Source organism: Phenylobacterium sp. (genome assembly GCF_035944335.1).
Taxonomy (GTDB): Bacteria; Pseudomonadota; Alphaproteobacteria; order Caulobacterales; family Caulobacteraceae; genus Phenylobacterium.
On the sequence record NZ_DASZBG010000046.1, the window covers coordinates 18129 to 42820 of the forward strand.

Here is a 24692-nt window from a genome sequence, read left to right on the forward strand (position 1 = left end):
CGCCAGCCTATGCGCGCGGGTGAAGCTGGACTAATGCGGTTGGCATGGTGAGCATCCGGGACGTCTCTGTGGCGGCGGGGGTGTCGGTGGCGACGGTTTCGCGCGCCCTGACCGTGCCCGAGCGGGTGGCCAAGGCGACGCGCGAGCGCGTCGTGCGCGTGGCCGCCGAGCTTGGCTACAGCCCCAACCTGCTGGCCCGCAGTCTGCGCTCGCAACAGTCGCGCCTGATTATCGTGCTGGTCACCAATATCGCCAATCCGGTGCTGTCGCGGTCCATCCGGGGCATCGAGAAGGTTGCCCGCGAGCTCGGCTATTCCGTGCTGCTCGGCGACACCCAGAACGACGAGGAGGTGGAGGCCCAGTACATCGGCCTCCTGGCCGCCCGCCAGGTCGACGGGGTGATCGTGTTGAGCTCGCGCCTGCATGCGCGGGTGTTCGATCTGATCCTCAAGGCGAATCCCGAGGCCGCCGTGGTCAACGCCTGCGCCTGCCTGGACGTGGCGCCCTGCTCCACCGTCGGCGTCGACGACGTCGGCGCCTCGCGGTTGATGACCGAACACCTGCTGTCGCTGGGTCACAGGCGCATTGCGGTCTTGACCGGTCCGGAGGAAAGCCCCCACTCGCGGGACCGGATGTTCGGCTACCGCCTGCAGCTGCGCGCCGCGGGAATCCAGTTCGACGAGCGCCTGGTGGTGGCCGGCGAGTTCACCATGAAGTCGGGGGGCGACGCGGTGGACGAGGTTCTCAACATCTCGCCGCGGCCGACGGCGCTGTTCTGCTTCAACGACGAAATGGCCATCGGAGCGATCCAGCGCCTGAACGCGCTTGGCCTGAGCGTGCCGGGAGACATCTCCGTCGCGGGCTTCGACGATATCGAGTTCGCGGCCTTCACGAGCCCGTCCCTGACCACCGTCAGCCAACCCTCGGACGACATGGGGCGCACCGCCATGCAGCTGCTGCACCGCCGGCTGAGCGGCGACGACCAGGTGGAGACCGTCACGCTGCCGACGCAGCTCAAGGTCCGTCACTCCACAGCCCCGCCGCGCGCCTAGGTCGCGAGCGCGCGCACCGGGATCGAAACCGGCGGCGCGCGTGAGAACGAGGCTGACTCCTCCGAGGCCGTCAAGGATCGCTACCCAAAGGCAGCGGACCGCTCCGCGGCGAAATCGTCCTTGAGAGCCTCGGAGGGTCCAGATCATCCGGAAAAGCGCGACCCGAAATCTCCGCGAAGGCGAGTGCGCTATTCGGGCTCACGAACTCACGTAACTTCCACTCCGTCATCGGGGCCACGGAGAGGCGGTGAGGCGGAGGTTGCGTCACCCCGACGAGGTCGGCGAGACGGCGCGATACGCAAAATCGCGGGCTAGGCCGCCGCTGCGTCAGGGCACTAGGGTCCCTGCGGCTCGCAGAGGTTCGAGGAGTTCAGCGTGACGGACAATACGCCGGTCATCATCGGGGTTGGCGAGGCGTCGGAGCGGATCGACGCGGCGGACTATCAGGCCCTGTCGCCGGTGGAGCTGGCGGCGCGGGCGGCGAAGGCAGCCCTCGAGGACGCCGGCGGGCGGGCGGGCCTGGCGGCGGCCATCGAGTTGATCGCCGCGATCCGGCAGTTCGAGGTCTCCGGACCGCGCGCCGTCCCGCCGTTCGGCCGCGCGGACAACTTCCCGCGCGCGGTGGCCCGGCGTATCGGCGCCGATCCGGCCCGGGCCGTCCTGGAGCCGGTGGGCGGCCAGGGCCCGCAGCATCTGATCAACGAGCTGGCCAACGCCATCGGCCGTGGCGAACCCGGCCTGGCCATGATCTGCGGCTCGGAGGCGATCTCAACGGTCCGCCACCTGCTCACCCGCGGCGAGACCCGCGACTGGGCCGAAAGCGTCGGCGGCGAGCTGGAGGACCGCGGCTTCGGACCGCGGCTCTCGGAGCCGGAGCTGGCGGCCCACGGCGCCCGCACCCCGATCCAGATCTACGCGCTCTACGAGAACGCCCGCCGCGCCAGGCGGGGCCTGGGCCGCGCCGCATACGCCCTCGAAATGGGCCGGCTGTTCGCCCCCTTCACCGAGGTCGCGCACCGCAATCCGCACGCCATGAGCCGCGAGCTGTTCTCGGCCGAGGAGCTGGCCACCGTCACCGCGCGCAACCGGCTGGTCGCCGATCCTTATCCCCGCCGCATGGTGGCCCGCGACCAGGCGAACCAGGGCGCGGCGGTGCTGATCGCCTCGGTCGCCCAGGCCAAGGCGTTCGGCGTACCCCAGGACCGCTGGGTCTATCTGCACGGCGGCGGCGATGTCGCCGAGCGGATGCCGCTCGATCGCGCCGACCTCGCCGCCTATCCGGCCGCGGGCGTGGCCGGGCGGCGCGCGCTGGAGTTGGCCGGGATCGCCGCCGCCGAGGTCGCCCTCTTCGACCTCTACTCCTGCTTCCCCGTCGCGGTGTCCGATGTCCGGGATGAGCTCGGCGTCGCGCCGGACGATCCCCGCCCGCTCACCGTCACCGGCGGCCTGCCGTTCTTCGGCGGGGCCGGCAACAACTACTCCATGCACGCCATCGCCAGCATGGCGCGCAGCTTGCGGGCCCAGCCCGGCGCCTATGGCTTCGTCGGCGCCAACGGCGGCTTCCTCTCGAAATATTCGGTGGGCGTCTATTCGACTAAGGCCAGCAACTGGCGCGGCTTCGACAGCACCGCCCTGCAGGCCGAAATCGACGCCTGGCCGACCCCGCCCAGAGCGCCGGACGACGCTCTCACCGGCGCCGTCGAGACCTACACCATCGACTATGGCCGCGAGGCGCCCACCGGCGTCGTGATCGGCCGCACGCCGGCCGGCGAGCGGTTCGTGGCGGCGGTGGAGGACCCGACCCTCGTCGCGCAGATGATCGCGCACGATCCGCTGGGCGCCGACCTCGCCTGCGCCCGCGACGAGGCCGGGCGGCGGCTGGTCACGGCGCTCGGCTAGTAGACCACCACGCTGCGGATGCTCTCGCCCGAGCGCATCAGGTCGAAGGCGTCGTTGATCCGCTCGAGCGGCAGGGTGTGGGTGATCATCGGGTCGATCTCGATCGCGCCCTCCATGTACCAGTCGACGATCTTCGGCACGTCGGTGCGGCCGCGCGCGCCGCCGAACGCCGTACCCTTCCAGACCCGCCCGGTGACCAGCTGGAACGGCCGGGTGGCGATCTCCTTGCCGGCCTCGGCCACGCCGATGATGATGCTCTCACCCCAGCCGCGGTGGCAGGCCTCCAGCGCCTGGCGCATGACCGCGGTGTTGCCGGTGCAGTCGAAGGTGTAGTCCGCCCCGCCGTCGGTGAGCGCGGTCAGGTGCTGCACCAGGTCGCCCTCGATCGCCTTCGGATTGACGAAGTGGGTCATGCCGAACCGGCGGCCCCAGTCCTCCCGCGCCGGATTGATGTCGACGCCTATGATTATCGCCGCGCCGACCAGCTTGGCGCCCTGCACCACGTTCAGCCCGATGCCGCCCAGGCCGAAGACGATGACGTTGGCCCCGGCCTCGACGCCGGCCGTATTGACCACCGCGCCCACGCCCGTGGTCACCCCGCAGCCGATGTAGCAGGCCTTGTCGAAGGGGGCGTCGGACCGGATCTTCGCCACCGCGATCTCGGGCAAGACCGTGTAGTTCGAGAAGGTCGAACAGCCCATGTAGTGGAAGATCGTCGCGCCCTTGTAGGAGAACCGGCTCGTGCCGTCGGGCATCAGCCCCTTGCCCTGAGTGGCGCGGATCGCGGTGCACAGGTTGGTCTTGCGCGAGAGGCAGCTTTTGCACTGCCGGCACTCCGGCGTGTAGAGCGGGATCACGTGGTCGCCGGGCTTCACGCTGGTCACGCCCGGCCCCACCTCGACCACCACGCCGGCGCCCTCGTGGCCGAGGATCGAGGGGAAGAGGCCCTCCGAGTCGAGGCCGTCCAGGGTGTAGGCGTCGGTGTGGCAGATCCCCGTCGCCTTGATCTCCACCAGCACCTCGCCGGCGCGCGGCCCCTCGAGGTCGAGCTCGACGAGCTCCAGCGGCGTCTTGGCGGCGAACGCGACAGCGGCGCGGGTCTTCATGGATGTCCCCCAGGGATCGGTGGGCCAGCATCTAAGCCGTCCAGCGTCGCCCCGAAAGCTCGACCTGGCTCAAGCGCCGCCCGGCGTCTGACGACAGGCCAGAATCAACCTATAAGAGCTGACTGATCCATCCTCCCGGCTGGGGAGAGTTCGGTCAGTTGTGCCTGCGTTCGTTCCGTTTCGCCTTGCCAACCCGAACGAGGTTTCCGATGCGCCAACGTCACTTGGCCGCCGCCGTCGCCGCGGTCGTTCTGCTGGGGATTCACGCGCCCCCCGTCGCGGCCGCCGGATACCCCAAGGACGATGGGCCACTCCGCCAGTGCGACGCGGGCGAGGCCAGGCCGTCCACCCCGCAAGCGCCGCCGTCAGCGGATAAGATCATCGCGATCCCGAACATCGCCGACATCTACGACGGGCGGCGTTGCGACATTTCCGGCATGTCGATCGCGGTGCGCGACAACGGCCAGGTGCGGGACATCTACCGGCTCAAAGGCAGGCGGCTGATCCCTGATGCGCGTCTCAGTCCGCCGACCATCACCGCGGCGCAACAGGCCGCGATCCGCACGGCGGCCGTCGAAAACCTGAAGCGGCGCGTCGAGACCAAGGCGCGGGAGCTGATCGCCGAGGCGGCGGGCGCGCGGCCGGGAGCGTCCAGGGAAGACCTCGAGGCGGCCCTGCGCAAGACGCCGGTGAAGGTCCTCATCTATGCCCACGGCGGCCTGGTCTCGCAGGAGAAGGCCGTGTTCGGCGCCGAGGGCCTGGCGCCGGTGATGATACGCGACGGCTACGTGCCGCTGTTCCTGATCTGGAACAGCGACTTCCTGGTCTCCTATGGGGATCGGCTGTGCTGCGTGCGCCGCGGCTCGGTCGATCCGAACAGCGGCTTCAACCAATGGATCTCGATCCCCACGCGGCTTATCTCCGACATCGGGTCCAGCATCGCCACCGCGCCTGAGAACTACCTCCAGCAGGTCATCCGCTACAAGGAAAGCGTCCTCGATAAGGACTTCGACCTCTACTACCTGAACTACGAGGACGTCCTGCAGGACTGCGGCTATTTCGACGCCGGCCACCATCGTGGACACGTCTGTTCCAACATCGTCTTCCCGGAGTTCCGACCCATCGTCCAGGCCCGGCCGGGCAACTATGAGAAGGCGCTGCTGAACGGCGGATTCAACAACCGGCGGGCGAAGGAAACCTTCCTCTACTCGATCTTCTTCCTGCCGCGGGTGGCCGCCACCGCCACCGTCTCGCAAGTCGGCGCCCAGGCCTGGGACAACATGGTGCGAAGGACGCGCATCGCCTTCGACAACGAAAGCACCCCGGTCAATCCCGCCGACCCGAACAACGGGGAGAAGAGCTGCCACGACGGATCGGACCTGCAGCGTATCGACGAGCCGCTCACCTGCCCGCACGGCGGCTTCACCCTGTTCTTCAACGACCTGACGCCCTACCTCGCCCATGTCGACGACGACGATCCGACGCTCGCCATGATCACCGTCAAGGTCGATGGCCTCGGCGAGGTCCAGGTTCCGGTGACCATCGAGTACTACGGCCATTCCATGGGGGCGATCGTCGGCGACGAGCTGATCTCGCGCTATCCCGGCTTCCCATGGTCGAAGATCGTCTACATGGCCGCCGCCGATACGGTGCGCGACTTCAAGCGGATGATCACGCTGGCGATCGATTCCGATCCCTCGCGCACACGGCTCGCCTTCTACAGCCTCAGCCTGCATCCGCTGAACGAGTCGCGGGAGCGCGAGGGTTATGGCGCCCTGCCGCAGGGCAGCCTGCTCGAATGGATCGACGAGATGTTCAACCTGCCGAAAAGCGGCGACGACCGCACCCTCGGCAAATGGAAGAACGTCGAGGCGACGCTGCCAACCTGGCGCGACGGCCTGCTGGAGCGCATGACCTTCCGGGTCTTTCCGGCTCAGAACAACCTGAAGAATTCCAGCCCGGAAGAGCAGCGGATGTTCAACGCCGAGTGCGACCCCACCTCCGCGGCCGGCGAGGACCCGCCGGTGATCTGTCATCCGCTGAAGCACGGAGACTTCAACAGCTTCTCATTCTGGCGGCAGGTCTATCTGACCGACAAACCGGCGGCGCCGGCGCCCTAGCCGCCAAGGTCTACGGCGCCGGCAGCATCTCCACCCGGCAGACCTTGTCGAAGGCCATGTTCGGCGTTTCCGGCGCCTCCGTGACGGCCGGCCAGTGCGGCAGGCCCGCATGGTTCGGATTGCCGGTGTGGGCGAAGGCGAGCCAGGCGCCCGACATCTTCGCGGCCAGGGTTCGGGCTTCCGCCGTCCCGCCGGTGGCGTTCAGGCAGCGGTCCACGTTGTCGAGGGCATAGGCCATCTCGGCGCAATGGAAGGCCCGCACCCGCCCGTCGAGTACGGTCGCGGGGTTATAGTCGAACCGGTAGAGCCAGGTCCCCGCGCCCGCCTGCCGGCCCTTGGTCCGCGCCTGCTGGTAGCAGGGATAGCGGAACTGGTTGGAGACCAGGCGTGAGAGCACCTCCACGGGCTTGAGGTCCGGATGGACCCTGCGCATCGCGGCCCAGGCGTCGTCGGAGGCGCCGCCGATCGACTTGGCCATCGCCTTGGCGCGATCCTCGGTCAGGTCCTCGAGCGCCGGATTGCCGAGGCTCGGCGAATATTCGTTGAGGTTGGAGCCGACCAGCAGCGGCACCTGCGCCGACTGCGCCGGCGCCTCGGTCCCCCAGGGCTGCACCGGGATCGCCTGGCCGTCGACCGTCGGGCCCCATAACAGATTGATCTCGCCGGCCGGCGGCTTGGGCATGTCGAGCTTGGCCGCCTCGCCCGCTCGGATCAGCGCCGCGGCCGAGACGTCCGAAAGCTTTGAAAGATCGCCCGGTCCCAGGTCGAGGCGCCTCAAGAGCGCGGCCGACATGCGACGCGAGCGCTCCGGCGTTGCGATCTTCAGCAGCGAGCCGCTCTCCACGATCGCCTTATGGAACAGCCCCTTGGCGAGGGGCATGCCCATCAGGTTGGAGACCTTAGCCCCGCCGCCCGACTGGCCGAAGATGGTGACGTTGCCCGGATCGCCGCCGAAGGCCGCGATGTTGTCCCGCACCCACTGCAGCGCCGCGACGAGATCGAGCATGCCGGCATTGCCCGAGGCGGCGTAGCGGGGATCGCCGAGGCCGGAGAGGTCGAGGAAGCCGAAGGGTCCGAGCCGGTGGTTCACCGAGACGAACACCACGCCGCGCCGCGCCAGCCGCGCCCCGTCATAGGCCGGCAGCTCCTGCGAGGAGCCCGCCTCGTAGCCGCCGCCGTGGATCCAGACCATCACCGGCCGCGCCGGGCCGGTCACGCCGCCCGACCAGACGTTCAGGCGCAGGCAGTCCTCACCCGCGAAGCCGTCGTCCCAGTCGTAGATGAAGGCGGTCTCGTCGCTCTTCCACCCCGTCCGCTCCACCTGCGGGCACACCGGGCCGTAGGACAGCGCCGATCGCACGCCGGTCCAGCCCGCCGCCGGCTGCGGCGGCAGGAAACGCGCCGCGCCACCGGCGTCGCGCCCATAGGGGATGCCCTTCCAGGTGAACACGCCGTCGCGCACCGCGCCGCGCACCTTGCCCGAGCGGGTTTCGACGATGGCTTCGGGCGGGGTGGCGAGCCGCGAGGCGCCCGCGCTGCCGCCCTGTTTGGCGAGCGCTGTCCCGGGCGCCGCCGACAACAGGCCGCTCATCCCCGCCGCCGTCAGCAGGCCGCGCCGTCCCACACCGCTCGATCCCATGCTCGCCCCCATTGCCGGCGCCCATCCCATCACCGGCGCGGAGACCTGACAACGGGCGGCGTGAACCGGGCCGCGGCTTCGCGAGTTGGTCGGCGCATCAACCGGGAGATATCCGATGCCCGCCAAGTCCAAGGCCCAGCAGAAAGCCGCCGGCGCGGCCCTTTCCGCCAAGCGCGGCGACACGCCCAAGTCGAAGCTCAAGGGCGCTTCGAAATCCATGGCCTCCTCGATGAGCGAGAAGGAGCTGGAGAAGATGGCCCACACCAAGCGCAAGGGGAAACCCGAGCACGCCGCCCGCGGCTGAACCCTCCGACGCCCTGCCCGGCATCCGCCGAACGCATTGCGCTGTATGGCGATAGAGCGCCAAGCTGGCGCCGAGAGTCGGGGTCTTGAGGGGGTCCATGCTGAACATCACCCGCCGCGGTGTCGCCGCCGCACCGCTGGCGCTCGCCGCCGCCGGGGCCGCGCACGCCGCGCCGAAGCCGCCTGCCGCCGCGCCCGCCTCGCCCTGGCCGGACGCCACGGAGACCGCCGCCATGATCAAGCGCGGCGAGCTGAGTGCGGCTGAAGCCGTCGGCGCCGCGATCGCCCGCGCAGAGGCCCTGCAGCCGGCGCTCAACTTCATGGTCAATTCCGACTTCGACCGGGCGCTGGCCAAGGCCCAGAGCCTGTCCCGGACCGGCGCGCCGGCCGGGCCGTTCGGCGGCGTGCCGTTCCTGATCAAGGACCTCTACGACTATGCCGGCCTGCCGACCCGGTCGGGGTCGCGATCGGGCGAGCTGCGAGGCCCGGCCGCCAGCCAGGACGCCTACATCTCGGCCTTCGACCGCGCGGGCCTGGTCGTCCTCGGCAAGTCGGCGACGCCGGAGTTCGGCTACCTGCCGACCACCGAGCCCCTGGCCACCGGGGCGACGCACAATCCCTGGGACCTGGGGCGCTCGTCCGGCGGCTCGTCCGGCGGGTCGGCCGCGGCGGTGGCTGCTGGGATCGTGCCGGTCGCCCAGGCCAGCGACGGCGGAGGCTCGATCCGCATCCCGGCCTCCAGCTGCGGCCTATTCGGGCTGAAGCCCTCGCGCGGGCGGATGATCGGCACGCGGTTCGAGACCCGCATCACCAACATCAGCGTGCGCCACGTCGTGTCGCGCAGCGTGCGCGACTCCGCGGCCCTGTTCGCGCTCACCGAGGACGCGGCCCCCGGCGCGGCCTACCCACCGGTCGGGCTGGTCACCGGCCCGGCGAAGCGACGGCTGCGCATCGGCTATCTCATCGAGAACGGCCTCGGCCACGCGCCCTCGCCCGAGGTGGCCGCGGCGACGGAGAGCGCCGCCAAGCTGCTCGAGAGTCTGGGCCACCACATCGAACAGGCCCACTGGCCCGACGACGGCGCCCAGTTCATCGACGACTTCCTGCTGCTGTGGGCCAACGGCGCGGCCCAGGACGCCGCGGAGGTCGCGCGCCTCGCCGGCAGGCCGGCCGACGAGACCCTGATGGAGCCCTTCAGCCTCGGCATGGTCGAGATGTTCCGCAAGACGCCGCCGGAGACCCTGCCGCCGACCCTGCAGCGCCTGCAGGCCGACGCGCTGGCCTACGACACCTGGTTCCCGGCCCACCAGTTCGACGTGGTGCTCTCCCCGGTGCTCTCGACGCCCCCGCCCCTGCTGGGCGAGGTCGGACCGAGCGTGCCCTTCGACACCCTGGTGGCGCGGCTCAGGGAGTATGTGGGCTACACCCCGCTGCACAACATCGCCGGCGCCCCGTCCATGAGCGTGCCGCTCTACTGGACCGAAGCCGGCCTGCCCGTCGGGACCATGATCTCAGCCCGCGCCGGCCAGGAGCGCCTGCTGTTCGAGCTCGCCTATGAGCTGGAGGCGGCCCGGCCCTGGGCCCAGCGGGTCCCCCCGGTCCACGCCTAGGCCCCGATCAACCCCTGCACGCGCGCGGCGATCTCGCGGACCTTTTCCGGGCCGCCCAACAGCTGGCGGTTCTGGCCGATGCGCTTGAACCAGAAGTGCAGGCCCAGCAGATCCGTGATGCCCATGCCGCCGTGCACCTCGGTCGAGGTGCGGGCGATGAAACGGCCGATCTCGCTCAAGTGCGCCTTGGCGTGGGCGGCGACCAGCGAGGCCTCCTCCGGCGCGTGGTCGAAGGCGTAGGCGGCATACCAGACCAGCGCGCGGGCCGGCTCGAGCTCGGCCGCCATCTCGGCGCACAGGTGCTTCACCGCCTGGAACGAGCCGATCACCCGGCCGAACTGTCGCCGCTCCTTGGCGTAGGCGACCGCCTTGTCGAGCATGGCCTGCGAGGCGCCCAGGGTGTCGGCCGCTAGGATCACCCAGCCGGCGTCGCGCAGGGCGGCGAGCGCGTCGTTGGAGGTCAACGGCTCGGCCGGGGTGTCGGCGAAGGTCAGCTCGGCCAGGCGTCGCGTGTCGTCGATGGTCGGCATGACGGCGCGGGTGAGGCCGGGCGCGTCGCCGCGCACCAGGTGCAGCCCGCCCTTGGCGTCGGCGGCCACGATCAGACCCGCCGCCAGGCCGCCAGGTACGAACAGCGCCCGGCCGGTGAGCTTGCCGGCCTTGGCGACCAGCCCCGCGCCGTCGCGCGCGCCGGCGATCGGCTCGCCTATGGCGGCCGCGGCCAGCACCTCGCCCGAGGCGAGCTTCGGCAGCCACTCGGCCCGCTGGGCCTCCGACCCCGCGCGCACCAGGGCGAGCGGCGCCAGCACCGAGCCGAGGAAGGCCACGGGCGCCACCGCCGCGCCCAGCGCCTCGGACGCCAGGGCGGCCTCCAGCATCGAGAGGCCGAGACCGCCGTAGGCTTCCGGCACGACAATGCCCGGCAGTCCGAACTCGGCCAGCGCCTGCCAGACGTCGGCGGCGGTGTCGGCGGGGTCAGCCGCAAAGCGCCGCACGCGGTCGAGCGGGCTGACGTCGACCAGCGCCTTGGCGAGGCTGTCCTGCAGCATCCGCTGGTCTTCGGAGAGGGCGAACCGCATGGCCTCAAGCCTTCGCCGGGCTGGGTTCGCGCGGCAGGCCAAGGCCGCGTTCGGCAATGATGTTCTTCTGGATCTGCGCCGTGCCGCCGCCGATGATCAGGCCGAGGTCGAACATATAGCTGCGCTGCCAATTGCCCTTGGCCCGCAGGTGCTGGCCCTCGTGGTAGAGGATGCCGAGTTCGCCCAGCGCGTCGATCGCCAGCGCCGCGATCTGGTGGTTGAGCTCGCAGCCCTGCAGCTTGACGATCAGGCCGGCCAGCCCCGCGCCCTCCCCGGTCTGGGCGGCGGTGAGCAGCCGCAGCCCGTTGAACTTCATGGCGAACACCCGGGCCTGCAGGGCCATCAGCCGATCGCGGAAGAGCGGATTGTCGATGATCCGCTCGCCCCCGACGGTCTCGGTCTTCATCACCTCGACCAGCGAGTTGAGCCGCGCCTCCGTGGCGTTCGGATCGCCCAGCATGCCGCGCTCGTGCTTGAGCGTGGTGTTGGCCACGAACCAGCCCCGCCCCCGGCCGCCGACCACATTGGCTTTGGGCACGCGGACGTCGGTGAAGAACACCTCGTTGAACTCCGCCTGGCCGGTCATGGTCTTCAGCGGCCGAACCTCGATGCCCGGCGTCTTCATCGAGAACAGGACGTAGCTGATGCCCTCGTGCTTGGCGGCCTCAGGCTCGGTGCGCACCAGGCAGAAGATCATGTCGGCCACGTGGGCCGTGCTCGTCCAGATCTTCGACCCGGAGATCAGGAAATCGTCGCCGTCCTCGACGGCCTTGGTCTGCAGGCTGGCGAGGTCCGAGCCCGCGCCCGGCTCGGAGTAGCCCTGGCACCAGATCACCTCGCCCCGCAGGGTCGGGCCGATCCATTGGCGCTTCTGGTCCTCGGAGCCCACCTCCAGCAGGGTCGGGACCAGCATGGAGACGCCCTGGTTGGCGATGCCGCGCGGCGCGCCGGCGCGGATGAATTCCTCGGCGATGATCCGGCCCTTGAGAATGTCCGGCTCGGCGCCATAGCCGCCGTATTCGCGCGGGATCGTGCGGGCGGCATAGCCGTGCTCGATCAGCAGCTTCTGCCAGGCCTTCACGTCCTTCGGGGCGCCGGCCGCATAGTCGTCCGCGTGCGCCGCCAGGAACGCCCGCACCTCGTCGCGGAACGCGGCCATCTCCGGCGTCAGCGTCAGGTCCATGGTTTCGCTCCCTTACCGGCAGCCAACCGCGTCCGCCGGGGTTTGGCAACGGCGCCGCGACGTCAGGTTTGGCCTGGCGCAAAGCGGGGTTATGGTCCGGCCCCGCCCGACCACGGAGATCCCCCAATGCGCGCTCCCCTCCTCGCCGCCGCCGCGGCTCTGGCGCTCGCCGGCTGCGGCCAGCCCAAGGGCTCCTCCGATCCCCTGGTCGGCTTCGGGCCCAATCCGCAGCTGCCGGCGCTCACCAAGCCTTTCCTGCTGCCGATGTTCGATACGCCCAAGGCGGTGGGCTGGCCGGCCGGCGCGGCGCCCAAGGCGCCCGCGGGCTTCACCGTGACCCGCATGGCCGAGGGCCTCGACCATCCGCGCTGGCTCTACGTCCTGCCGAACGGCGACGTGCTGGTCTCCGAGAGCGCCTCGCAGCCGAGCGCGGCCGACCACACCATGAAGGGCTTCGAGGCCTTCGCCGCCAAGATCATGATGAAGCGGGTGGGCGCCTCGCCGGCCAGCCCCAACAAGATCTACCTGCTGCGCGATGCGAACGGCGACGGCGTGGCCGAGACCAAGACCCTGTTCGCCCAGGGCCTGACCCGCCCGTTCGGCATGACCCTGGTCGGCAATACCCTCTATGTCGCCAACGATAACGGCGTGGTGAAATACCCCTACGCCGCCGGCGCGACCACGGTTCAGGGGCCGGGCGAGAAGGTCTTCGACCTGCCGGGCGGTCCGATCAACCACCACTGGACCAAGAACGTCGTGGCGAGCCGCGACGGGACCAAGCTCTATGCCTCCATCGGCTCCAATTCGAACGTCGGCGACAACGGCATGGCGGCCGAACAGGGTCGCGCGGCGATCTGGGAGTACGACATCGCCTCGGGCAAGGTGCGCAGCTTCGCCACTGGCCTGCGCAATCCGGTGGGCATGGACTTCGAGCCGGTGACCGGGGCGCTGTGGACCGCGGTCAACGAGCGCGACGAGATCGGCGCGGACCTGCCGCCCGACTACATGACCAGCGTCAAGGACGGCGGCTTCTACGGCTGGCCCTACAGCTACTACGGCCAGCACGTGGACGACCGGGCCCAGCCGCAGCGGCCCGACCTGGTCGCCAAGGCGATCCCGCCAGACTATGCGCTCGGGCCGCACACCGCCTCGCTCGGCCTGGTGTTCTACCAGGGCGCCAGCTTCCCGGCGCAGTACCGGGGCGGCGCCTTCGTGGGGCAGCACGGCTCCTGGAACCGCAAGCCGCTGAACGGCTACCGCGTGGTCTTCGTGCCCTTCGCCAATGGCAAGCCGCAGATGCCGGCGCAGGTCTTCCTCTCCGGCTTCCTGAACGACAAGGGCCTGGTGCAAGGCCGCCCGGTCGGCGTGGCGGTGGCCAAGGACGGCGCGCTCCTGGTCGCCGACGACGTGGGCGGGATCATCTGGCGCGTGGCGCCGGCTAAGTGAGCGCGATGCGCCAGCGGAGCGCCGGACCGCCGCCGTAGTGCGGGCTCTTCTCGAAGCGCCCGACCTGGACCCCGCCGTTCGACTGGATCACCCGTTGCGAAGGGATGTTGTCGGGTGTGGTGGTGAGCTCCACCCATTCGAGGCCGCGCGCCCGGGCGTCGAGGAGCAAAAGACGCAGCGCCCCCGTCGCGCAGCCGCGGCCCTCCTTCCACGGCACGACCGCGTAGCCGATGTGGCCCAGAACATAGCCGGGGAGCTCGGACGTACCCGGCTTCCAACGGAAGCCGATCGAGCCGCAGAACTCACCGTCCCATATCCAGCGGCGGTAGCCTGGCAGGCGCGGGACCTTGTCGCCGTCGGGCAGGACGACGTCGCCGCCCTTGGCGTGGGGGTCATCCATGGCCGCCACGAAAGCCGCCGGGTCCTGCGCGATCTTCGCCAGTTCCTCCTCGGCGGCGGCCAGGCCCCGGACATTGTCCGGCGACCAGCCGCGTTCCAGCGCAGCCTTGTAGGCCGGGAGTATCACGAGGTCCGGCTTGCGCAGTTCGACCTCGCTCATCGTTCGATCTTGAAGACGCAGAGCTTGTTGCCGTCGAGGTCGCGGAAATAGGCGCCGTAGAAGCCGTCGCCGCGGTCGCCGGGCGGGCCTTCGCAGGTCGCGCCGTTGGCCAGGGCCACGGCGTGGGTCCGGTCGATCTCCTCGTGCGAGGCGGCCGCCAGGGCGACCATGGTCCCATTGCCGGGCGTCGCCACGGCGCGGTCGAACGGCAAGGTGAGGCCGAGCATCGCGCCCCCGCGCGAGCCGTAATACTGCGAGCGCTCATAGGTCAGGGTGCGGCGGCCGCCGAGCGGGGCCAGCACCGCATCGTAGAACGCCCGCGCCCGCTCGAGGTCGTTCACGCCGAGCGTGGTGTAGCCGATCATCGGCTCAGCCCAGCTTGAAGACGCAGATCTTGTTGCCGTCGAGGTCGCGGAAATAGGCCCCGTAGAAGGTGTCGGTCCGCGCGCCCGGCTCACCCTCGCAGGTCCCGCCGGCCGCGAGCGCCGCGGCATGCACCTGGCCGACCACCTCGTGCGACGGAGCCGGCAGGCCGAACATCGAGCCGTTGCCGACGCTGGCGGCTTCGCCGTCGTAGGGCTGGCCGACCGCGAACAGCCCGCCATTCGCGCTGGACCAGAACTGCAGCCGGTCGTTGGCGAACACCCGCCGGCCGCCCAGCGGGGCGAGCACCTGGTCGTAGAAGGTCTTGGCGCGTTCCGGGTCGTTCGACCCGAGGGTGACGTAACCGATCATGAGAAGGTCCCCTGTCTTGAGGCGCCCAGTCTAAGGCGGCGACCATGCGGAAGGGCAAGCCCCGCCGTGGACGGCGGGCGCGATCCGCTGTCAAACTCCGCGCAGGCGTGAGGGACGGCGGATGCGGCGGACAATCCTTGGGGCGGTGGGCTGGGCGGCGGTGCTGGCCGGTGCGGCGGCCGCACAGCCCGCCTCGGCGGCGGTGCGGCATGAAAGCTGGCCGGTGGCCGGGCTCGCCGCGCCGGCCCAGATCGTCATCGACCGCTGGGGCGTGCCGCACATCTATGCCGCCAGCGTCCGCGACGCCTTCTTCCTGCAGGGCTACAACGCCGGCCGCGATCGTCTCTGGCAGATCGACCTGTGGCGCAAGCGCGGGCTTGGACGCCTCTCGGCCAGCTTCGGCCCGACCTATGTGGCCCAGGACCGGGCCGCGCGCCTGTTGCTCTATCGCGGCGATATGGCCCGCGAGTGGGCCGCCTATGCGCCGGGCGCCAAGGACGAGGTCGAGGCCTTCGCCGCGGGCGTCAACGCCTATGTCGCCGAGGTCCGGGCCGGGACCAAGCCGCTGCCGCCCGAGTTCAAGCTTAGCGCCAGCCAGCCGGAGACCTGGGCGGCCGAGGACGTGATCCGCATCCGCAGCCACGCGCTGGTCTCCAATGTCACCTCCGAAGTCGCCCGCGCCCAGGTGGTCTGCGCCGGAGGCGTCGAGGCGGACAAGCTGCGCCGCAAGCTGGATCCCGGTCCGCACAAGCTCGTGGTTCCGGCCGGCCTCGATCCCTGCGACGTGCCGGCCGACGTCTTGAAGGACTACATCTTGGGCACCGAGCCGGTGAGCTTCGAACAGCTGAAGGCCGGCCGCGCCGCCGCGGTCGCCGATCCGCGCGGCCAGCTCGCCCGGCGCATCGACGAGACGTCGGCGGAGGGCTCCAACAACTGGGTGATCGCGCCCTCGCGCACAGCGAGCGGCCGGCCGATTCTGGCCAACGACCCGCATCGGCCGGTGGGCGTCCCCTCGCTGCGCTACATCGTGCACATGGAGGCCCCGGGCTTCTCCATCGAAGGCGCGGGCGAGCCGGCGCTGCCGGGTGTGGCGCTGGGCCACAACGCCGACATGGGCTTTGGCATCACTATCTTCCCGATCGATCAGGAGGACCTCTACGTCTACGAGACGCGAGAAGGTTCTGGGGCCGCAGCCTATCGCTACAACGGCGGCTTCGAGCCCATGACCGTGGTCCGCGAGACCATAGAGGTGAGGGGCGAGGCGCCGCGCCAGGTCGAACTGCACTTCACCCGCCATGGGCCGGTGCTGGCGGAAGACGCCGGCAAGCATCGGGCCTTCGCCCTGCGCACCGTCTGGAACGAGCCGGGCGCCGCGGGCTATTTCCAGAGCTCGCGGTTCTGGCGGGCCAAGGCCTGGGGCGACTTCACCAAGGGTCGCGAGGCCTGGGGCGCGCCGCCGCTCAACCTGGCGTTCGCCGACCGCGCTGGCGAGGTCGGCTGGGCGGCGGCCGGGATGGCGCCGGTCCGGCCCAACTGGGACGGGCTGATGCCGGTCCCCGGCGACGGTCGCTACGAGTGGGCGGGCTTCATGCCCGAGGCCCTGCTGCCCTCGGTGAAGAACCCGACCAAGGGCTTCTTCGCCACCGCCAACGCCATGAACCTGCCCAAGGGCTATCCGAACGAGCAGCGGAAGATCTCCTTCGAATGGACCGACCCGTCGCGGATCACGCGGATCGAGGAAGTGCTGGCGAAGACCCCAAAGGCGACGCTGGCCGACTCCATGGCCTTGCAGACCGACACCGTCAGCGCCCAGTCACGGCGGTTGGTGAGGCTATTGAAGCCCCTCGCCTCGTCAGATCCGGACGTGGCGCGGGCCCTCGCGCTCCTGAAGGCGTGGAACTCAGACGAGGGAACCGATAGCACCGCCGCGGCCATCTACGAGGTCTGGGTGGCTCGTGATCTGGGCCAGGCGGCCGTTGCCGTCGCCACACCACAGAAGGCCCGTGGGCTGGTCGGCGCCGGTCACCTCGAGGCGGTGATCAGCTACCTCGAAAGTCCGGAGCCTGGGCGGTGGCGCGACCTCATCCTGCTCAGCAGCCTGAAGGCCGCCACCGTGGAGCTGACGCAGCGCCTGGGTCCCGATATGACGACCTGGACCTGGGGGCGGCTGCACAAGGCGGACTTCTTCCCCGCGGCCGGCGCCCTGGCCGATCACGAGACGGCGCAGGCGATGCACGTGGGCCCGCTGCCCGTGCCGGGCTCGGCCTCGACGCCGCGGGCCACGACCTACAGCCCCAGGGACTTCACCCAGATCGCCGGCGCCTCGGTCAGGATGGTGCTGGACGTGGGCGCCTGGGACAATTCGATGATCATCAACACGCCGGGCCAGTCCGGCGACCCGGCGAGCCCGCACTATCGCGACCTCTTCGCCCTGTGGGCGGCCGGCCAGTACGTGCCGCTGCGCTACAGCCGCCTCGCCGTGGAGGCCGACGCCGAGACGGTGATCGCGCTCACGCCGAAGCGCTGAGCTTGAAGCGCGCCAGCGCCTCGTAATGCGGGCGGGCGGCCTCGGCGATCCGCGCCAGGTCGGCCGGCAAGGGCTCGGGCGGTCGTTCCGGCTGGGCGAAGCCGGTGGAGCGTTCCACGGCGTCGTACCAGGCCGGCGCCCAGACGCCGTCGCTGGCGCGCCGTCCCGCGGGCCAGTCGAGCATCGCGGCGCTGAAGGATATGCCGAGCGCCCGGCAGAGCGCCGCCAACGCGCGCTCGGGACCCGCCAGGACGTCGGCGGCCTCGATCACCGGCGGCGCATGGCCCAGGCGCTGCGCCTCACGGTCGAACAGCTCGCGCTGGCGCACGACGCCGATGTCCTCCAGCGAGACCTCCGCGCGCCGCTTCACATAGGAGGCCAGCACCGCGGCCGGATCGCGGATCAGGAAGGCGCTGCGGCAGGCCGATAGCCAGTCCAGCCCGAAGCCCGGCGCCATGTGGTGGGTCATGTGCTTCTGGTAGACGACCGGGGCTGGCTGGTCTGTGACCAGGGCCTCGGCGACGGCGCGCCAGTCGGTGGGCTGCGAGGCCAGGACCGCCTCGCGCATCGGATGGTCGAGGCCCGTCGCGGCCAGGTAGGCGGCGTAGAACGGCTCGTCGACGACCACGCAATCGGGCCGGTTCTCGAACGATCGCATCATGGCCGTCGAGATGTTGCGCGGGCCCGACCACATGGCGATGCGGACGCTCATGCGGCGTCGGCGTCCTTTAGGGCTTCGTAGAGCGCTCGCAGCCGGCTGGTGACCGGGCCCGGCAGGGCGGCCGGAAGCGCGTGGCCGTCCACCTCGCGCACCGGCGTCAGGCCGCCGAAGGTGCCGGTGACGAAGGCCTCGTCGGCGCCGCGCAGCGCCTCGATGGGGAAGTCGCCCAGGGTCAATGGGACGTCGTTGTCGCGGCAGAGCGCGATGACATTGGCCCGCGTCACGCCATTGAAGCAGTGCCCGCCGGTGGAGCTGAAGACCGCGCCGTCCTTGACCCAGAACAGGTTGGTGGCGTTGCAGCTGGAGACGAAGCCGCGGGCGTCCAGCATCACCGCTTCGTCGCCGCCGGCACGGATGGCGTCCAAGAGGGCGATGATCAGCGACAGGCGGCTGTGCGAGTTCAGCCGCATGTCGAACATCTCCTTCGGCGTGCAGCGGATGTTCGAGGTGGCGAGCGCCAGGCCGCGCGTGGCGATGGCCGGCGACGGCTCCTTGTACTCGGCGGTGATCACCAGGGTGGGCTTGCCCAGCCAGTTGCGCGGATCCTGGTTGACCGCCGCCTTCTCGCCGCGCGTCACCATCAGCCGCAGGTGCGCGCCGTGCTCCATGCGGTTGGCGACGAGGAGGCGGCCGATCTCGGCGGTCAGCGCCTGGCGGGTCAGGCCGATATCCAGCGCGATCGCCTCGAGGCCGGCGTACAGGCGGTCGAGGTGCGCCTCGAGGAACAGCAGCCGCCCCCTGTGCAGCCGCAGCCCCTCCCAGACCCCGTCGCCCAGCACGAAGCCGGCGTCGAAGATCGAGACCTTGGCCTCGGCCCGCGGCACGAGCGCGCCGTTGAGATAGATGAGCAGGTCCGCGTTGCGCGGATCGGCGGCGAAGTCCTGGCTTCCCGGCATGGCCGTTCTATAGCCTCCTGCAACGCTGGCCGGGGAGAGGAGATCGTCCATGGCGCGCAGCATTGGCGGATCGAGCGCTGAGGCGGAGCTCGCGGAGCTTGCGCCGTGGCCGAACCCGGCGCCGCCCATCGGCCGGGAGGAACGCGCGGAGCGCGCCGCCAAGGCGCGGACGCTGATGGGCGAGATCGGCGCCGAGGCCCTGATCGTGGGCGCGGGCCCGTCGCTGCGCTATTTCGCCGGCGTCGGCTGGAACGCCACCGAGCGGCTGGTGGCCATGGTCCTGCCGCGGACGGGGGAGCCGGTGATGCTCTGCCCGCGCTTCGAGCTGGGCTCGCTGCAGGCCTCGCTCGGCATAGAGGCCGAGATCGCGCTCTGGGAAGAGCACGAGAGCCCCTATGCGCTGGCCGCCCAGGTGCTGGGCGAGATGGGCGCGGCGTCGCTGGCCATCGACCCCGCCCTGCCCTTCTTCGCCTTCGACGGCTTGCGCGCGGCGACGCCGGATATGACGCTGGTCAATGGCGCGCCGGTCATCGACGGCTGCCGGATGATCAAGTCGCCGGCCGAGCTCGCCCTGATGAGCCAGGCCAAGGCCATGACCCTGGAGGTCCACCGGCGCGCCGCCCGCATCCTCAGCGACGGGATCACCACCACGGAGGTGCGGCGGTTCATCGACCAGGCGCACCGCGCGCTGGGCGCCGATGACGGCTCGTCGTTCTGCGCGGTGCAGTTCGGCGTGGCGAGCGCCTATCCGCACGGCCTGCCCGGCGAGCAGCGGCTGGCGGCCGGCGACATCGTGCTGATCGACACCGGCTGCAAGGTGCAGGGCTACAACTCCGACATCACCCGCACCTATGTGTTCGGCGAGCCCAGCCCTGAGCAACGCCGCGTCTGGGACGTGGAGCACCGCGCCCAGGCCGCCGCCTTCGCCGCCGTGAAGCCGGGCGTGGCCTGTGAAGACATCGACGCGGTCGCGCGCGCGGTGCTCGCCGCGGCGGGCTTCGGGCCCGACTACGAGCTGCCGGGCCTGCCGCATCGCACCGGCCACGGCATCGGGCTTTCGATCCACGAGGCGCCCTATCTGGTGCGCGGCGACAAGACCCCGCTGCAGCCCGGCATGTGCTTCTCGGACGAGCCGATGATCGTCATCCCCGACCGGTTCGGCATCCGCCTGGAGGACCACTTCCATGTGACGGAGACCGGCGCGGCCTGGTTCACCGAACCGCAGCCCAGCCTCGACGAGCCGTTCGCGGACCGCAACTAGACCCGACCGGTCACCGGGATCAGGGCGCCGGTCACCGCCCCGGCCTCCTCCGAGGCCAGGAACAGCATGACCGCGGCGAGGTCGGCGGGCTTCACCCAGGCCGAGGCGTCGGCCTTGGGCATGTCGGCGCGGTTGGTGGGCGTGTCGAGGATCGAGGGCAGGACGGCGTTGACGGTGACGCCGTCGGGCTTGAGCTCCTCGGCGAGCGCCTGGGTCAGGCTGTGGACGCCGGCCTTGGAGGCCGCGTAGGGGCCCATGCCGAGCGAGGCCTTCAGCGCCGCATTGGCGCCGACGTTGACGATGCGGCCGGCGGCGCTGCGCTTCAGATAGGGGATGGCCGCGCGGCTCGCATTGGAGGCGGTCTGCACGTTGATCAGGAACAGCCGCTTCCACGTCTCCCCGAAGCCGCCCTCGAGCTTTTCGAAGGAGAAGCCGCCGGCGATGTTGAGCAAGGCGTCGAGGCCGCCGAAATGATCCGCCGCGGCGTCGATGGCGGCGCTGGCCTGGTTGGCGTCGGTGAGGTCGACGCCGGGGAGCACCAGGACCTCGGGGCCGGAGGGGACGCCGGCCGGCGCCGTCTTGGCGAAGTCGATCAGCGCCAGGCGCGCGCCGCGCTCGGCGGCGGCCTTGGCGACCGCCGAGCCCAGGACACCGAACGCGCCGGTGATGGCGTAGACGCGTCCGGCCATGCCCGGAGCTAGAGCGCCTCGACGATGGTCACGTTGGCCAGGCCGCCGCCTTCGCACATGGTCTGCAGGCCGTACTTCTTGCCGCGCTTCTTGAGCGCGTGGATGAGGGTCGTCATCAGCTTGGTGCCCGACGCGCCCAGCGGGTGGCCGAGCGCGATGGCGCCGCCGTTGACGTTGAGCTTGGCCGGGTCCGCGCCGGTGGTCTGCAGCCAGGCGACGGGCACGGACGCAAACGCCTCGTTGACCTCGAAGAGATCGATGTCGTCGATGGTCATGCCGGCCTTCTTCAGCGCGCGCTCGGTGGCCGGAAGCGGGGCCTCCAGCATGATCACCGGGTCGTGGCCGATCAGCGTCAGGTGGTGGATGCGGGCCAGAGGCGTCAGGCCGTATTCCTTCAGCGCCTTCTCCGAGACGACCATCACACCCGAGGCGCCGTCACAGATCTGGCTGGAGGTCGCCGCGGTGATGGCCCCGCCCTCCCGCAGCAGCTTCACGCCGCGCATGGCCTCGAGGCTGGAGTCGTAGCGGATGCCCTCGTCGCTGTCGTGACGCACGACATTGCCCTCGGCGTCCTTCCCGTCCTTGCCGTCGACGGGGATGATCTCGTCCTTGAAGGCGCCGCCTTGCGTGGCCGCAATGGCCTTCTGGTGCGAGCCGTAGCCGTACTCGTCGAGCTGATCCTTGGTCAGGCCGTACTTGGTGGCCATCATCTCGGCGCCCATGAACTGGCTGAACTGGATGTTGGGGTAGCGCTTCTGCTGGTTGGGGCTCATCGGCACCCCGAAGCCCTCCTTGGCCGGCAGCGCGACCGAGAGGCCCATGGGCACGCGGGTCATGCTCTCGACGCCGGCGGCGATCACCACGTCCATGGTGCCGCTCATCACCGCCTGGGCGGCGAAGTGCAGGGCCTGTTGCGAGGAGCCGCACTGGCGGTCGACGCTGGTGGCCGGGACGCTTTCCGGCAGGTTGGAGGCCAGCACCGCGCCGCGGGCGATATTGGTGGCCTGTTCGCCCACCTGCATGACGCAGCCCATGACCACGTCCTCGATGGCCGCCGGATCGATGCCGGTGCGCTCGACGAGTTCGTTCAGGACGACGGCGCCGAGATCGGCCGGATGCCACTCGCGAAGACGCCCGCCCTTGCGGCCGCCGGCGGTGCGGGCGGCGGCGACGATATAGGCCTCGGCCATATCCAAACTCCCTTTGAATCCTCAGGCGCCGTTGGGCGCGTCGGGCGGCAATCTAGTCGGGCGCCGTGGCGGAAGCCAACTCACCCGAACGCTTGTTTGAGAATATGCTCAAGCCACTGGGCGTCGAGGGCATCGAACGCCGCGCGGCGCGTGGAGTCCACATCGAAAACCGCGATCAGGGCGCCCGTGCGATCGAACACCGGGACCACGATCTCGGAGACCGAGCGGCTGTCGCAGGCGATATGGCCGGGGAAGGCCTCGACGTCGTCGACCACCTGTGTGGTCCGCGTGGCGGCCGCGGTCCCGCAGACCCCGCGGCCGAAGGCGATGCGCAGGCAGCCGAGCGTGCCCTGGTAGGGACCGACCACCAGCTCGTCGGATTTATCGGGATCGACCAGGTAGAAGCCGGTCCAGAAATAGTCGTCGAAACTCGCCGCCAGCATGGAAGCGACGGTGGCCATCCTGGCGGTCAGGTTGGGCTCGCCCTCGAGCACCGCGGCGATCTCGTCGGCCACGGCCGCGTAGCGCGCGGCCTTGCTGTCGGGCAGGGCGAGGTCGTTGAAGGCTTCAGCCATGGAACGGGATGTAGGCGCACGAGGCGCGTTCGTCACGGGGGACGCGTCAGGCCGAGGAGCGCCAGTATCCGTCATCCCCGTCGTCATCCTCCGCTCGCCCGCAGGGCGATGCGGGGGACCCAAGCCGAGGTTCAGGACTTGCGACCCCGCTTGGGTCCCCCGGATCGGGCGTACCGCCCGACCGTGGGATGACGGGCGTGGGTGGGATGACGGTCTTGGGATCGAGCCCGATGCAGTGGGCGAGGCGGGCGATCTGAAGCTCGAGCGGTTCTTGCTCGAAGGTGTCGGCGTCCTGGGTTTCGATGTCGAGGAGGTCTGAGAGATCGTCCTCCAGGCGGTCGGCGGCTTCGGGGCTCTCGGCCTCGGTCCAGATCAGGCATTCGACGGCGGCCTTGACGTGGGCCTTGCGCTTTTCGAGCCGTCGCTGGTCGAGCTGGATGACCTCGGCGGTCTGTTCACGCCCCGCGCGCTCGGCCTCGCGGGCGAGCCTCATGCGCAGGGCCGCGGTCTGGCGGACGCCGCGGGAGAGGCGATGGAAGGTGAGGCTGAGCCGGGCCTGCTCATCAGGCTCCGCGGTCATGGCGTTAGCCTGCGCCTGCAGAGCCAGTTCGAGGCCGGCGTCGAAGAGCCGCTTCAGCCCCTCGTCCAGTTCGCTCGCGATATCGGTGGAGGGCCTCATGAGAACAAAAGTAGAACACGAGAGCGGCGGGGAGTCAAAAGGAATCTTTGAACCACGGACGGACACGGACCCGCACGGAGGGGCCAGCCCATCCCTCCGCTGTCATCCCGGTTTTGGCCGAGAGGGCAAAGACCGCGACCCCCAGCGTCGATGGCGTCGGAGGAGGCTCGGCGCGGCCGTGGGCCAACTCACCGATCCGGCGATTGGGGGTCCCGGTCTTCGCCTACGGCGAAACCGGGATGACAGTGGGAGGCGCTCAGTCCTAGGCCAGGGCGGCGATCTGGGCGGGGGAGCAGCCGAGTTCGGCGAGGAGTTGGGCGGTGTGTTCGCCGATGCCCGGCGCCATGCGTGGCGCCGTCTTGGTCTCGCCCGCGATCTGGAAGGGGCTGTCGACCGTGCGCAGCCAGTGGTCGGCGAATTCCGGGAACAGACCGTTGGCCTCGATCTGGTCGTCGGCGAGGTGGTCGTAGACGGTGCCGACGATCCCGAAGGTGACGTCGCCGTCCGACAGCACCTTGGCCCAGTGGTCGAAAGGCTGAGCCGCGAACATCTCGTCGAAGCGGGCCACCAGGACCGGGCCGTTGGCGAGGCGCGCTTCGGGCGTGGCGAACAGCGGGTCGGTGAGCCAGTCCGCATGGCCCATGGCCTTGGCCAGCAGCGGCCAGTCGCGGGCCGGATTGGTGCTGGCGATGATGAAATGGCGGTCGTCGGCGGTGCGGTACATCTCGTTGAGCGCCCCGCGCGCCCCACGCTTGGGCCGGCTCATCAGCTCGTAGCCGCAGAGCGCGGCCTGCACCTGGCAGCCGTTGGCCCACAGGCCGTTGGCCAGCAGCGAGGTGGTGACCTCGCCGCCCTCGCCGGTCAGCTGGCGGCGGTAGAGGGCGGTGACGATCGCGCCATACATGGCCATGGCGGTCGGGTGGTCGCCCATGCCAGGCATGGAGAGGGCGTGTTCCGCCTCGGACGTGGAGCGCACCATGTCCATCATGCCCGAGCGGGCCCACCAGGCGGTGGCGTCGAAGCCGGTGCGGTCCCGCTCCGGCCCCTGCTCGCCGTAGGGCGACAGCGAGGCGTAGATCAGGCGGGGATTGAGCGGCATGAGATCTTGTGCGCGGACGCCGAGCCGGGCGCGCGCCGGGAAGGGGATGTTGGTGATGAAGACGTCGGCCCTGGCGACCAGGGTGTTGAGCACGGCCTGGGCCTCCGGCCGCCGCAGGTCGAGCGCCAGGCTCTCCTTGTTGCGGGAATCCAGCGCCCAGAAATAGTCCACGTCGTCGGGCGTGCCGCGCAGGCGGAAGAGGTTGCGGTAGGCGTCGCCGATGCCGGGCGGCTCGATCTTGATCACCCGGGCGCCGAAGTCGCCGAGCACGGTCGCCGCCGCGGGACCTGCGATGAAGCTCGCGCAATCGACCACCAGCAGGTC

Annotated in this window: 22 protein-coding genes; 8 read left to right on the top strand and 14 right to left on the bottom strand. The window is 70.4% G+C overall.

What is annotated here, in order from left to right; genetic code table 11:
* Positions 1-44 precede the first annotated feature (44 nt).
* Both VGT80_RS08790 and VGT80_RS08795 read left to right on the top strand, forming a co-directional pair.
* Positions 45-1052 carry a LacI family DNA-binding transcriptional regulator gene (locus tag VGT80_RS08790; protein ID WP_327454882.1) on the top strand — a complete coding sequence of 336 codons (1008 nt, stop codon included), beginning with the start codon at positions 45-47 and terminating at the stop codon, positions 1050-1052.
* A 375-nt stretch (positions 1053-1427) separates the two neighbouring features.
* Positions 1428-2951 carry an acetyl-CoA acetyltransferase gene (locus tag VGT80_RS08795; protein WP_327454884.1) on the top strand — a complete coding sequence of 508 codons (1524 nt, stop codon included), beginning with the start codon at positions 1428-1430 and terminating at the stop codon, positions 2949-2951.
* Here the strand turns inward: VGT80_RS08795 and VGT80_RS08800 are convergent.
* Positions 2948-4057, bottom strand: coding sequence for an S-(hydroxymethyl)glutathione dehydrogenase/class III alcohol dehydrogenase (locus VGT80_RS08800; RefSeq protein ID WP_327454885.1), 1110 nt, complete (start codon positions 4055-4057; stop codon positions 2948-2950). The two genes, VGT80_RS08795 and VGT80_RS08800, sit on opposite strands and share 4 nt — an antisense overlap.
* A gap of 209 nt (positions 4058-4266) precedes the next feature.
* Between VGT80_RS08800 and VGT80_RS08805 the strand changes: the two genes are divergently transcribed.
* Positions 4267-6177, top strand: coding sequence for a hypothetical protein (locus tag VGT80_RS08805; RefSeq protein ID WP_327454887.1), 1911 nt, complete (start codon positions 4267-4269; stop codon positions 6175-6177).
* 10 nt (positions 6178-6187) lie between these two features.
* Here the strand turns inward: VGT80_RS08805 and VGT80_RS08810 are convergent, their stop codons facing one another.
* Positions 6188-7816, bottom strand: coding sequence for a carboxylesterase/lipase family protein (locus VGT80_RS08810; RefSeq protein WP_327454889.1), 1629 nt, complete (start codon positions 7814-7816; stop codon positions 6188-6190).
* Between the two features lie 115 nt (positions 7817-7931).
* Between VGT80_RS08810 and VGT80_RS08815 the strand changes: the two genes are divergently transcribed.
* Together VGT80_RS08815 and VGT80_RS08820 are read left to right on the top strand one after the other, a co-directional pair.
* On the top strand, positions 7932-8120 hold the full coding sequence (locus VGT80_RS08815; protein WP_327454891.1) for a DUF3008 family protein: 189 nt from the start codon (positions 7932-7934) through the stop codon (positions 8118-8120).
* Positions 8121-8217: 97 nt separating this feature from the next.
* On the top strand, positions 8218-9729 hold the full coding sequence (locus VGT80_RS08820) for an amidase (RefSeq protein ID WP_327454893.1): 1512 nt from the start codon (positions 8218-8220) through the stop codon (positions 9727-9729).
* Here VGT80_RS08820 and VGT80_RS08825 read toward each other — a convergent pair.
* Complete coding sequence (locus tag VGT80_RS08825) at positions 9726-10808, bottom strand: acyl-CoA dehydrogenase family protein (protein WP_327454895.1); 1083 nt, start codon at positions 10806-10808, stop codon at positions 9726-9728. The two genes, VGT80_RS08820 and VGT80_RS08825, sit on opposite strands and share 4 nt — an antisense overlap.
* 4 nt (positions 10809-10812) lie before the next feature.
* On the bottom strand, positions 10813-11991 hold the full coding sequence (locus VGT80_RS08830; RefSeq protein ID WP_327454897.1) for an acyl-CoA dehydrogenase family protein: 1179 nt from the start codon (positions 11989-11991) through the stop codon (positions 10813-10815).
* A 126-nt stretch (positions 11992-12117) separates the two neighbouring features.
* On the opposite strand from VGT80_RS08830, the gene VGT80_RS08835 reads away from it, so the two are divergent.
* The gene (locus tag VGT80_RS08835; protein WP_327454898.1) at positions 12118-13437 is read left to right on the top strand and encodes a sorbosone dehydrogenase family protein; all 1320 of its coding nucleotides are present in this window, start codon (positions 12118-12120) and stop codon (positions 13435-13437) included.
* On the opposite strand, the gene VGT80_RS08840 is transcribed toward VGT80_RS08835, so the two are convergent.
* Genes VGT80_RS08840 through VGT80_RS08850 form a run of 3 tightly spaced genes read right to left on the bottom strand, consistent with a single transcriptional unit; the run spans position 13430 to position 14731 of the window.
* Positions 13430-13996 carry a GNAT family N-acetyltransferase gene (locus VGT80_RS08840; RefSeq protein WP_327454900.1) on the bottom strand — a complete coding sequence of 189 codons (567 nt, stop codon included), beginning with the start codon at positions 13994-13996 and terminating at the stop codon, positions 13430-13432. The genes VGT80_RS08835 and VGT80_RS08840 overlap by 8 nt on opposite strands.
* Positions 13993-14361, bottom strand: coding sequence for a VOC family protein (locus tag VGT80_RS08845; protein WP_327454902.1), 369 nt, complete (start codon positions 14359-14361; stop codon positions 13993-13995). Before VGT80_RS08845 ends, VGT80_RS08840 begins: the two co-directional genes overlap by 4 nt.
* Before the next feature lie 4 nt (positions 14362-14365).
* On the bottom strand, positions 14366-14731 hold the full coding sequence (locus VGT80_RS08850; RefSeq protein WP_327454904.1) for a VOC family protein: 366 nt from the start codon (positions 14729-14731) through the stop codon (positions 14366-14368).
* Positions 14732-14852: 121 nt separating this feature from the next.
* Between VGT80_RS08850 and VGT80_RS08855 the strand changes: the two genes are divergently transcribed.
* Positions 14853-17258, top strand: coding sequence for a penicillin acylase family protein (locus VGT80_RS08855; protein ID WP_327454906.1), 2406 nt, complete (start codon positions 14853-14855; stop codon positions 17256-17258).
* Here VGT80_RS08855 and VGT80_RS08860 read toward each other — a convergent pair.
* Both VGT80_RS08860 and VGT80_RS08865 read right to left on the bottom strand, forming a co-directional pair.
* Positions 17242-17970 (bottom strand): hypothetical protein, encoded by a 729-nt coding sequence (locus VGT80_RS08860; protein WP_327454908.1) that lies wholly within the window; start codon positions 17968-17970, stop codon positions 17242-17244. The two genes, VGT80_RS08855 and VGT80_RS08860, sit on opposite strands and share 17 nt — an antisense overlap.
* The gene (locus VGT80_RS08865; protein WP_327454910.1) at positions 17967-18875 is read right to left on the bottom strand and encodes an aminotransferase class IV; all 909 of its coding nucleotides are present in this window, start codon (positions 18873-18875) and stop codon (positions 17967-17969) included. The genes VGT80_RS08860 and VGT80_RS08865 overlap by 4 nt, the downstream gene beginning before the upstream one ends.
* Positions 18876-18924: 49 nt before the next feature.
* On the opposite strand from VGT80_RS08865, the gene VGT80_RS08870 reads away from it, so the two are divergent.
* Positions 18925-20136, top strand: coding sequence for a Xaa-Pro peptidase family protein (locus VGT80_RS08870; RefSeq protein ID WP_327454912.1), 1212 nt, complete (start codon positions 18925-18927; stop codon positions 20134-20136).
* Here the strand turns inward: VGT80_RS08870 and VGT80_RS08875 are convergent.
* The 5 genes from VGT80_RS08875 to VGT80_RS08895 all read right to left on the bottom strand — a co-directional run.
* A complete protein-coding gene (locus VGT80_RS08875) occupies positions 20133-20825 on the bottom strand; it encodes an SDR family NAD(P)-dependent oxidoreductase (protein WP_327454914.1) in 693 nt (230 codons plus the stop codon). The genes VGT80_RS08870 and VGT80_RS08875 overlap by 4 nt on opposite strands.
* A gap of 8 nt (positions 20826-20833) precedes the next feature.
* The gene (locus tag VGT80_RS08880) at positions 20834-22015 is read right to left on the bottom strand and encodes an acetyl-CoA C-acetyltransferase (protein WP_327454915.1); all 1182 of its coding nucleotides are present in this window, start codon (positions 22013-22015) and stop codon (positions 20834-20836) included.
* An 80-nt stretch (positions 22016-22095) separates the two neighbouring features.
* Positions 22096-22590, bottom strand: coding sequence for a GAF domain-containing protein (locus VGT80_RS08885; RefSeq protein ID WP_327454917.1), 495 nt, complete (start codon positions 22588-22590; stop codon positions 22096-22098).
* A gap of 46 nt (positions 22591-22636) precedes the next feature.
* Positions 22637-23269 carry a hypothetical protein gene (locus tag VGT80_RS08890; protein ID WP_327454919.1) on the bottom strand — a complete coding sequence of 211 codons (633 nt, stop codon included), beginning with the start codon at positions 23267-23269 and terminating at the stop codon, positions 22637-22639.
* A 262-nt stretch (positions 23270-23531) separates the two neighbouring features.
* A partial coding sequence (locus VGT80_RS08895; protein ID WP_327454921.1) for a CoA transferase occupies positions 23532-24692 on the bottom strand: 1161 nt, incomplete at its 5' end.

Bases quoted from the DNA above. Each gene is read 5' to 3' on its own strand.
- VGT80_RS08860 (WP_327454908.1), bottom strand. From the start codon at position 17,970: ATGAGCGTCCGCATCGCCATGTGGTCGGGCCCGCGCAACATCTCGACG.
- VGT80_RS08800 (WP_327454885.1), bottom strand. From the start codon at position 4,057: ATGAAGACCCGCGCCGCTGTCGCGTTCGCCGCCAAGACGCCGCTGGAG.
- VGT80_RS08825 (WP_327454895.1), bottom strand. From the start codon at position 10,808: ATGCGGTTCGCCCTCTCCGAAGACCAGCGGATGCTGCAGGACAGCCTC.
- VGT80_RS08855 (WP_327454906.1), top strand. From the start codon at position 14,853: ATGCGGCGGACAATCCTTGGGGCGGTGGGCTGGGCGGCGGTGCTGGCC.
- VGT80_RS08870 (WP_327454912.1), top strand. From the start codon at position 18,925: ATGGCGCGCAGCATTGGCGGATCGAGCGCTGAGGCGGAGCTCGCGGAG.
- VGT80_RS08880 (WP_327454915.1), bottom strand. From the start codon at position 22,015: ATGGCCGAGGCCTATATCGTCGCCGCCGCCCGCACCGCCGGCGGCCGC.
- VGT80_RS08885 (WP_327454917.1), bottom strand. From the start codon at position 22,590: ATGGCTGAAGCCTTCAACGACCTCGCCCTGCCCGACAGCAAGGCCGCG.
- VGT80_RS08865 (WP_327454910.1), bottom strand. From the start codon at position 18,875: ATGCCGGGAAGCCAGGACTTCGCCGCCGATCCGCGCAACGCGGACCTG.
- VGT80_RS08850 (WP_327454904.1), bottom strand. From the start codon at position 14,731: ATGATCGGTTACGTCACCCTCGGGTCGAACGACCCGGAACGCGCCAAG.
- VGT80_RS08805 (WP_327454887.1), top strand. From the start codon at position 4,267: ATGCGCCAACGTCACTTGGCCGCCGCCGTCGCCGCGGTCGTTCTGCTG.
- VGT80_RS08840 (WP_327454900.1), bottom strand. From the start codon at position 13,996: ATGAGCGAGGTCGAACTGCGCAAGCCGGACCTCGTGATACTCCCGGCC.
- VGT80_RS08845 (WP_327454902.1), bottom strand. From the start codon at position 14,361: ATGATCGGCTACACCACGCTCGGCGTGAACGACCTCGAGCGGGCGCGG.
- VGT80_RS08790 (WP_327454882.1), top strand. From the start codon at position 45: ATGGTGAGCATCCGGGACGTCTCTGTGGCGGCGGGGGTGTCGGTGGCG.
- VGT80_RS08830 (WP_327454897.1), bottom strand. From the start codon at position 11,991: ATGGACCTGACGCTGACGCCGGAGATGGCCGCGTTCCGCGACGAGGTG.
- VGT80_RS08815 (WP_327454891.1), top strand. From the start codon at position 7,932: ATGCCCGCCAAGTCCAAGGCCCAGCAGAAAGCCGCCGGCGCGGCCCTT.
- VGT80_RS08835 (WP_327454898.1), top strand. From the start codon at position 12,118: ATGCGCGCTCCCCTCCTCGCCGCCGCCGCGGCTCTGGCGCTCGCCGGC.
- VGT80_RS08820 (WP_327454893.1), top strand. From the start codon at position 8,218: ATGCTGAACATCACCCGCCGCGGTGTCGCCGCCGCACCGCTGGCGCTC.
- VGT80_RS08890 (WP_327454919.1), bottom strand. From the start codon at position 23,269: ATGAGGCCCTCCACCGATATCGCGAGCGAACTGGACGAGGGGCTGAAG.
- VGT80_RS08875 (WP_327454914.1), bottom strand. From the start codon at position 20,825: ATGGCCGGACGCGTCTACGCCATCACCGGCGCGTTCGGTGTCCTGGGC.
- VGT80_RS08810 (WP_327454889.1), bottom strand. From the start codon at position 7,816: ATGGGATCGAGCGGTGTGGGACGGCGCGGCCTGCTGACGGCGGCGGGG.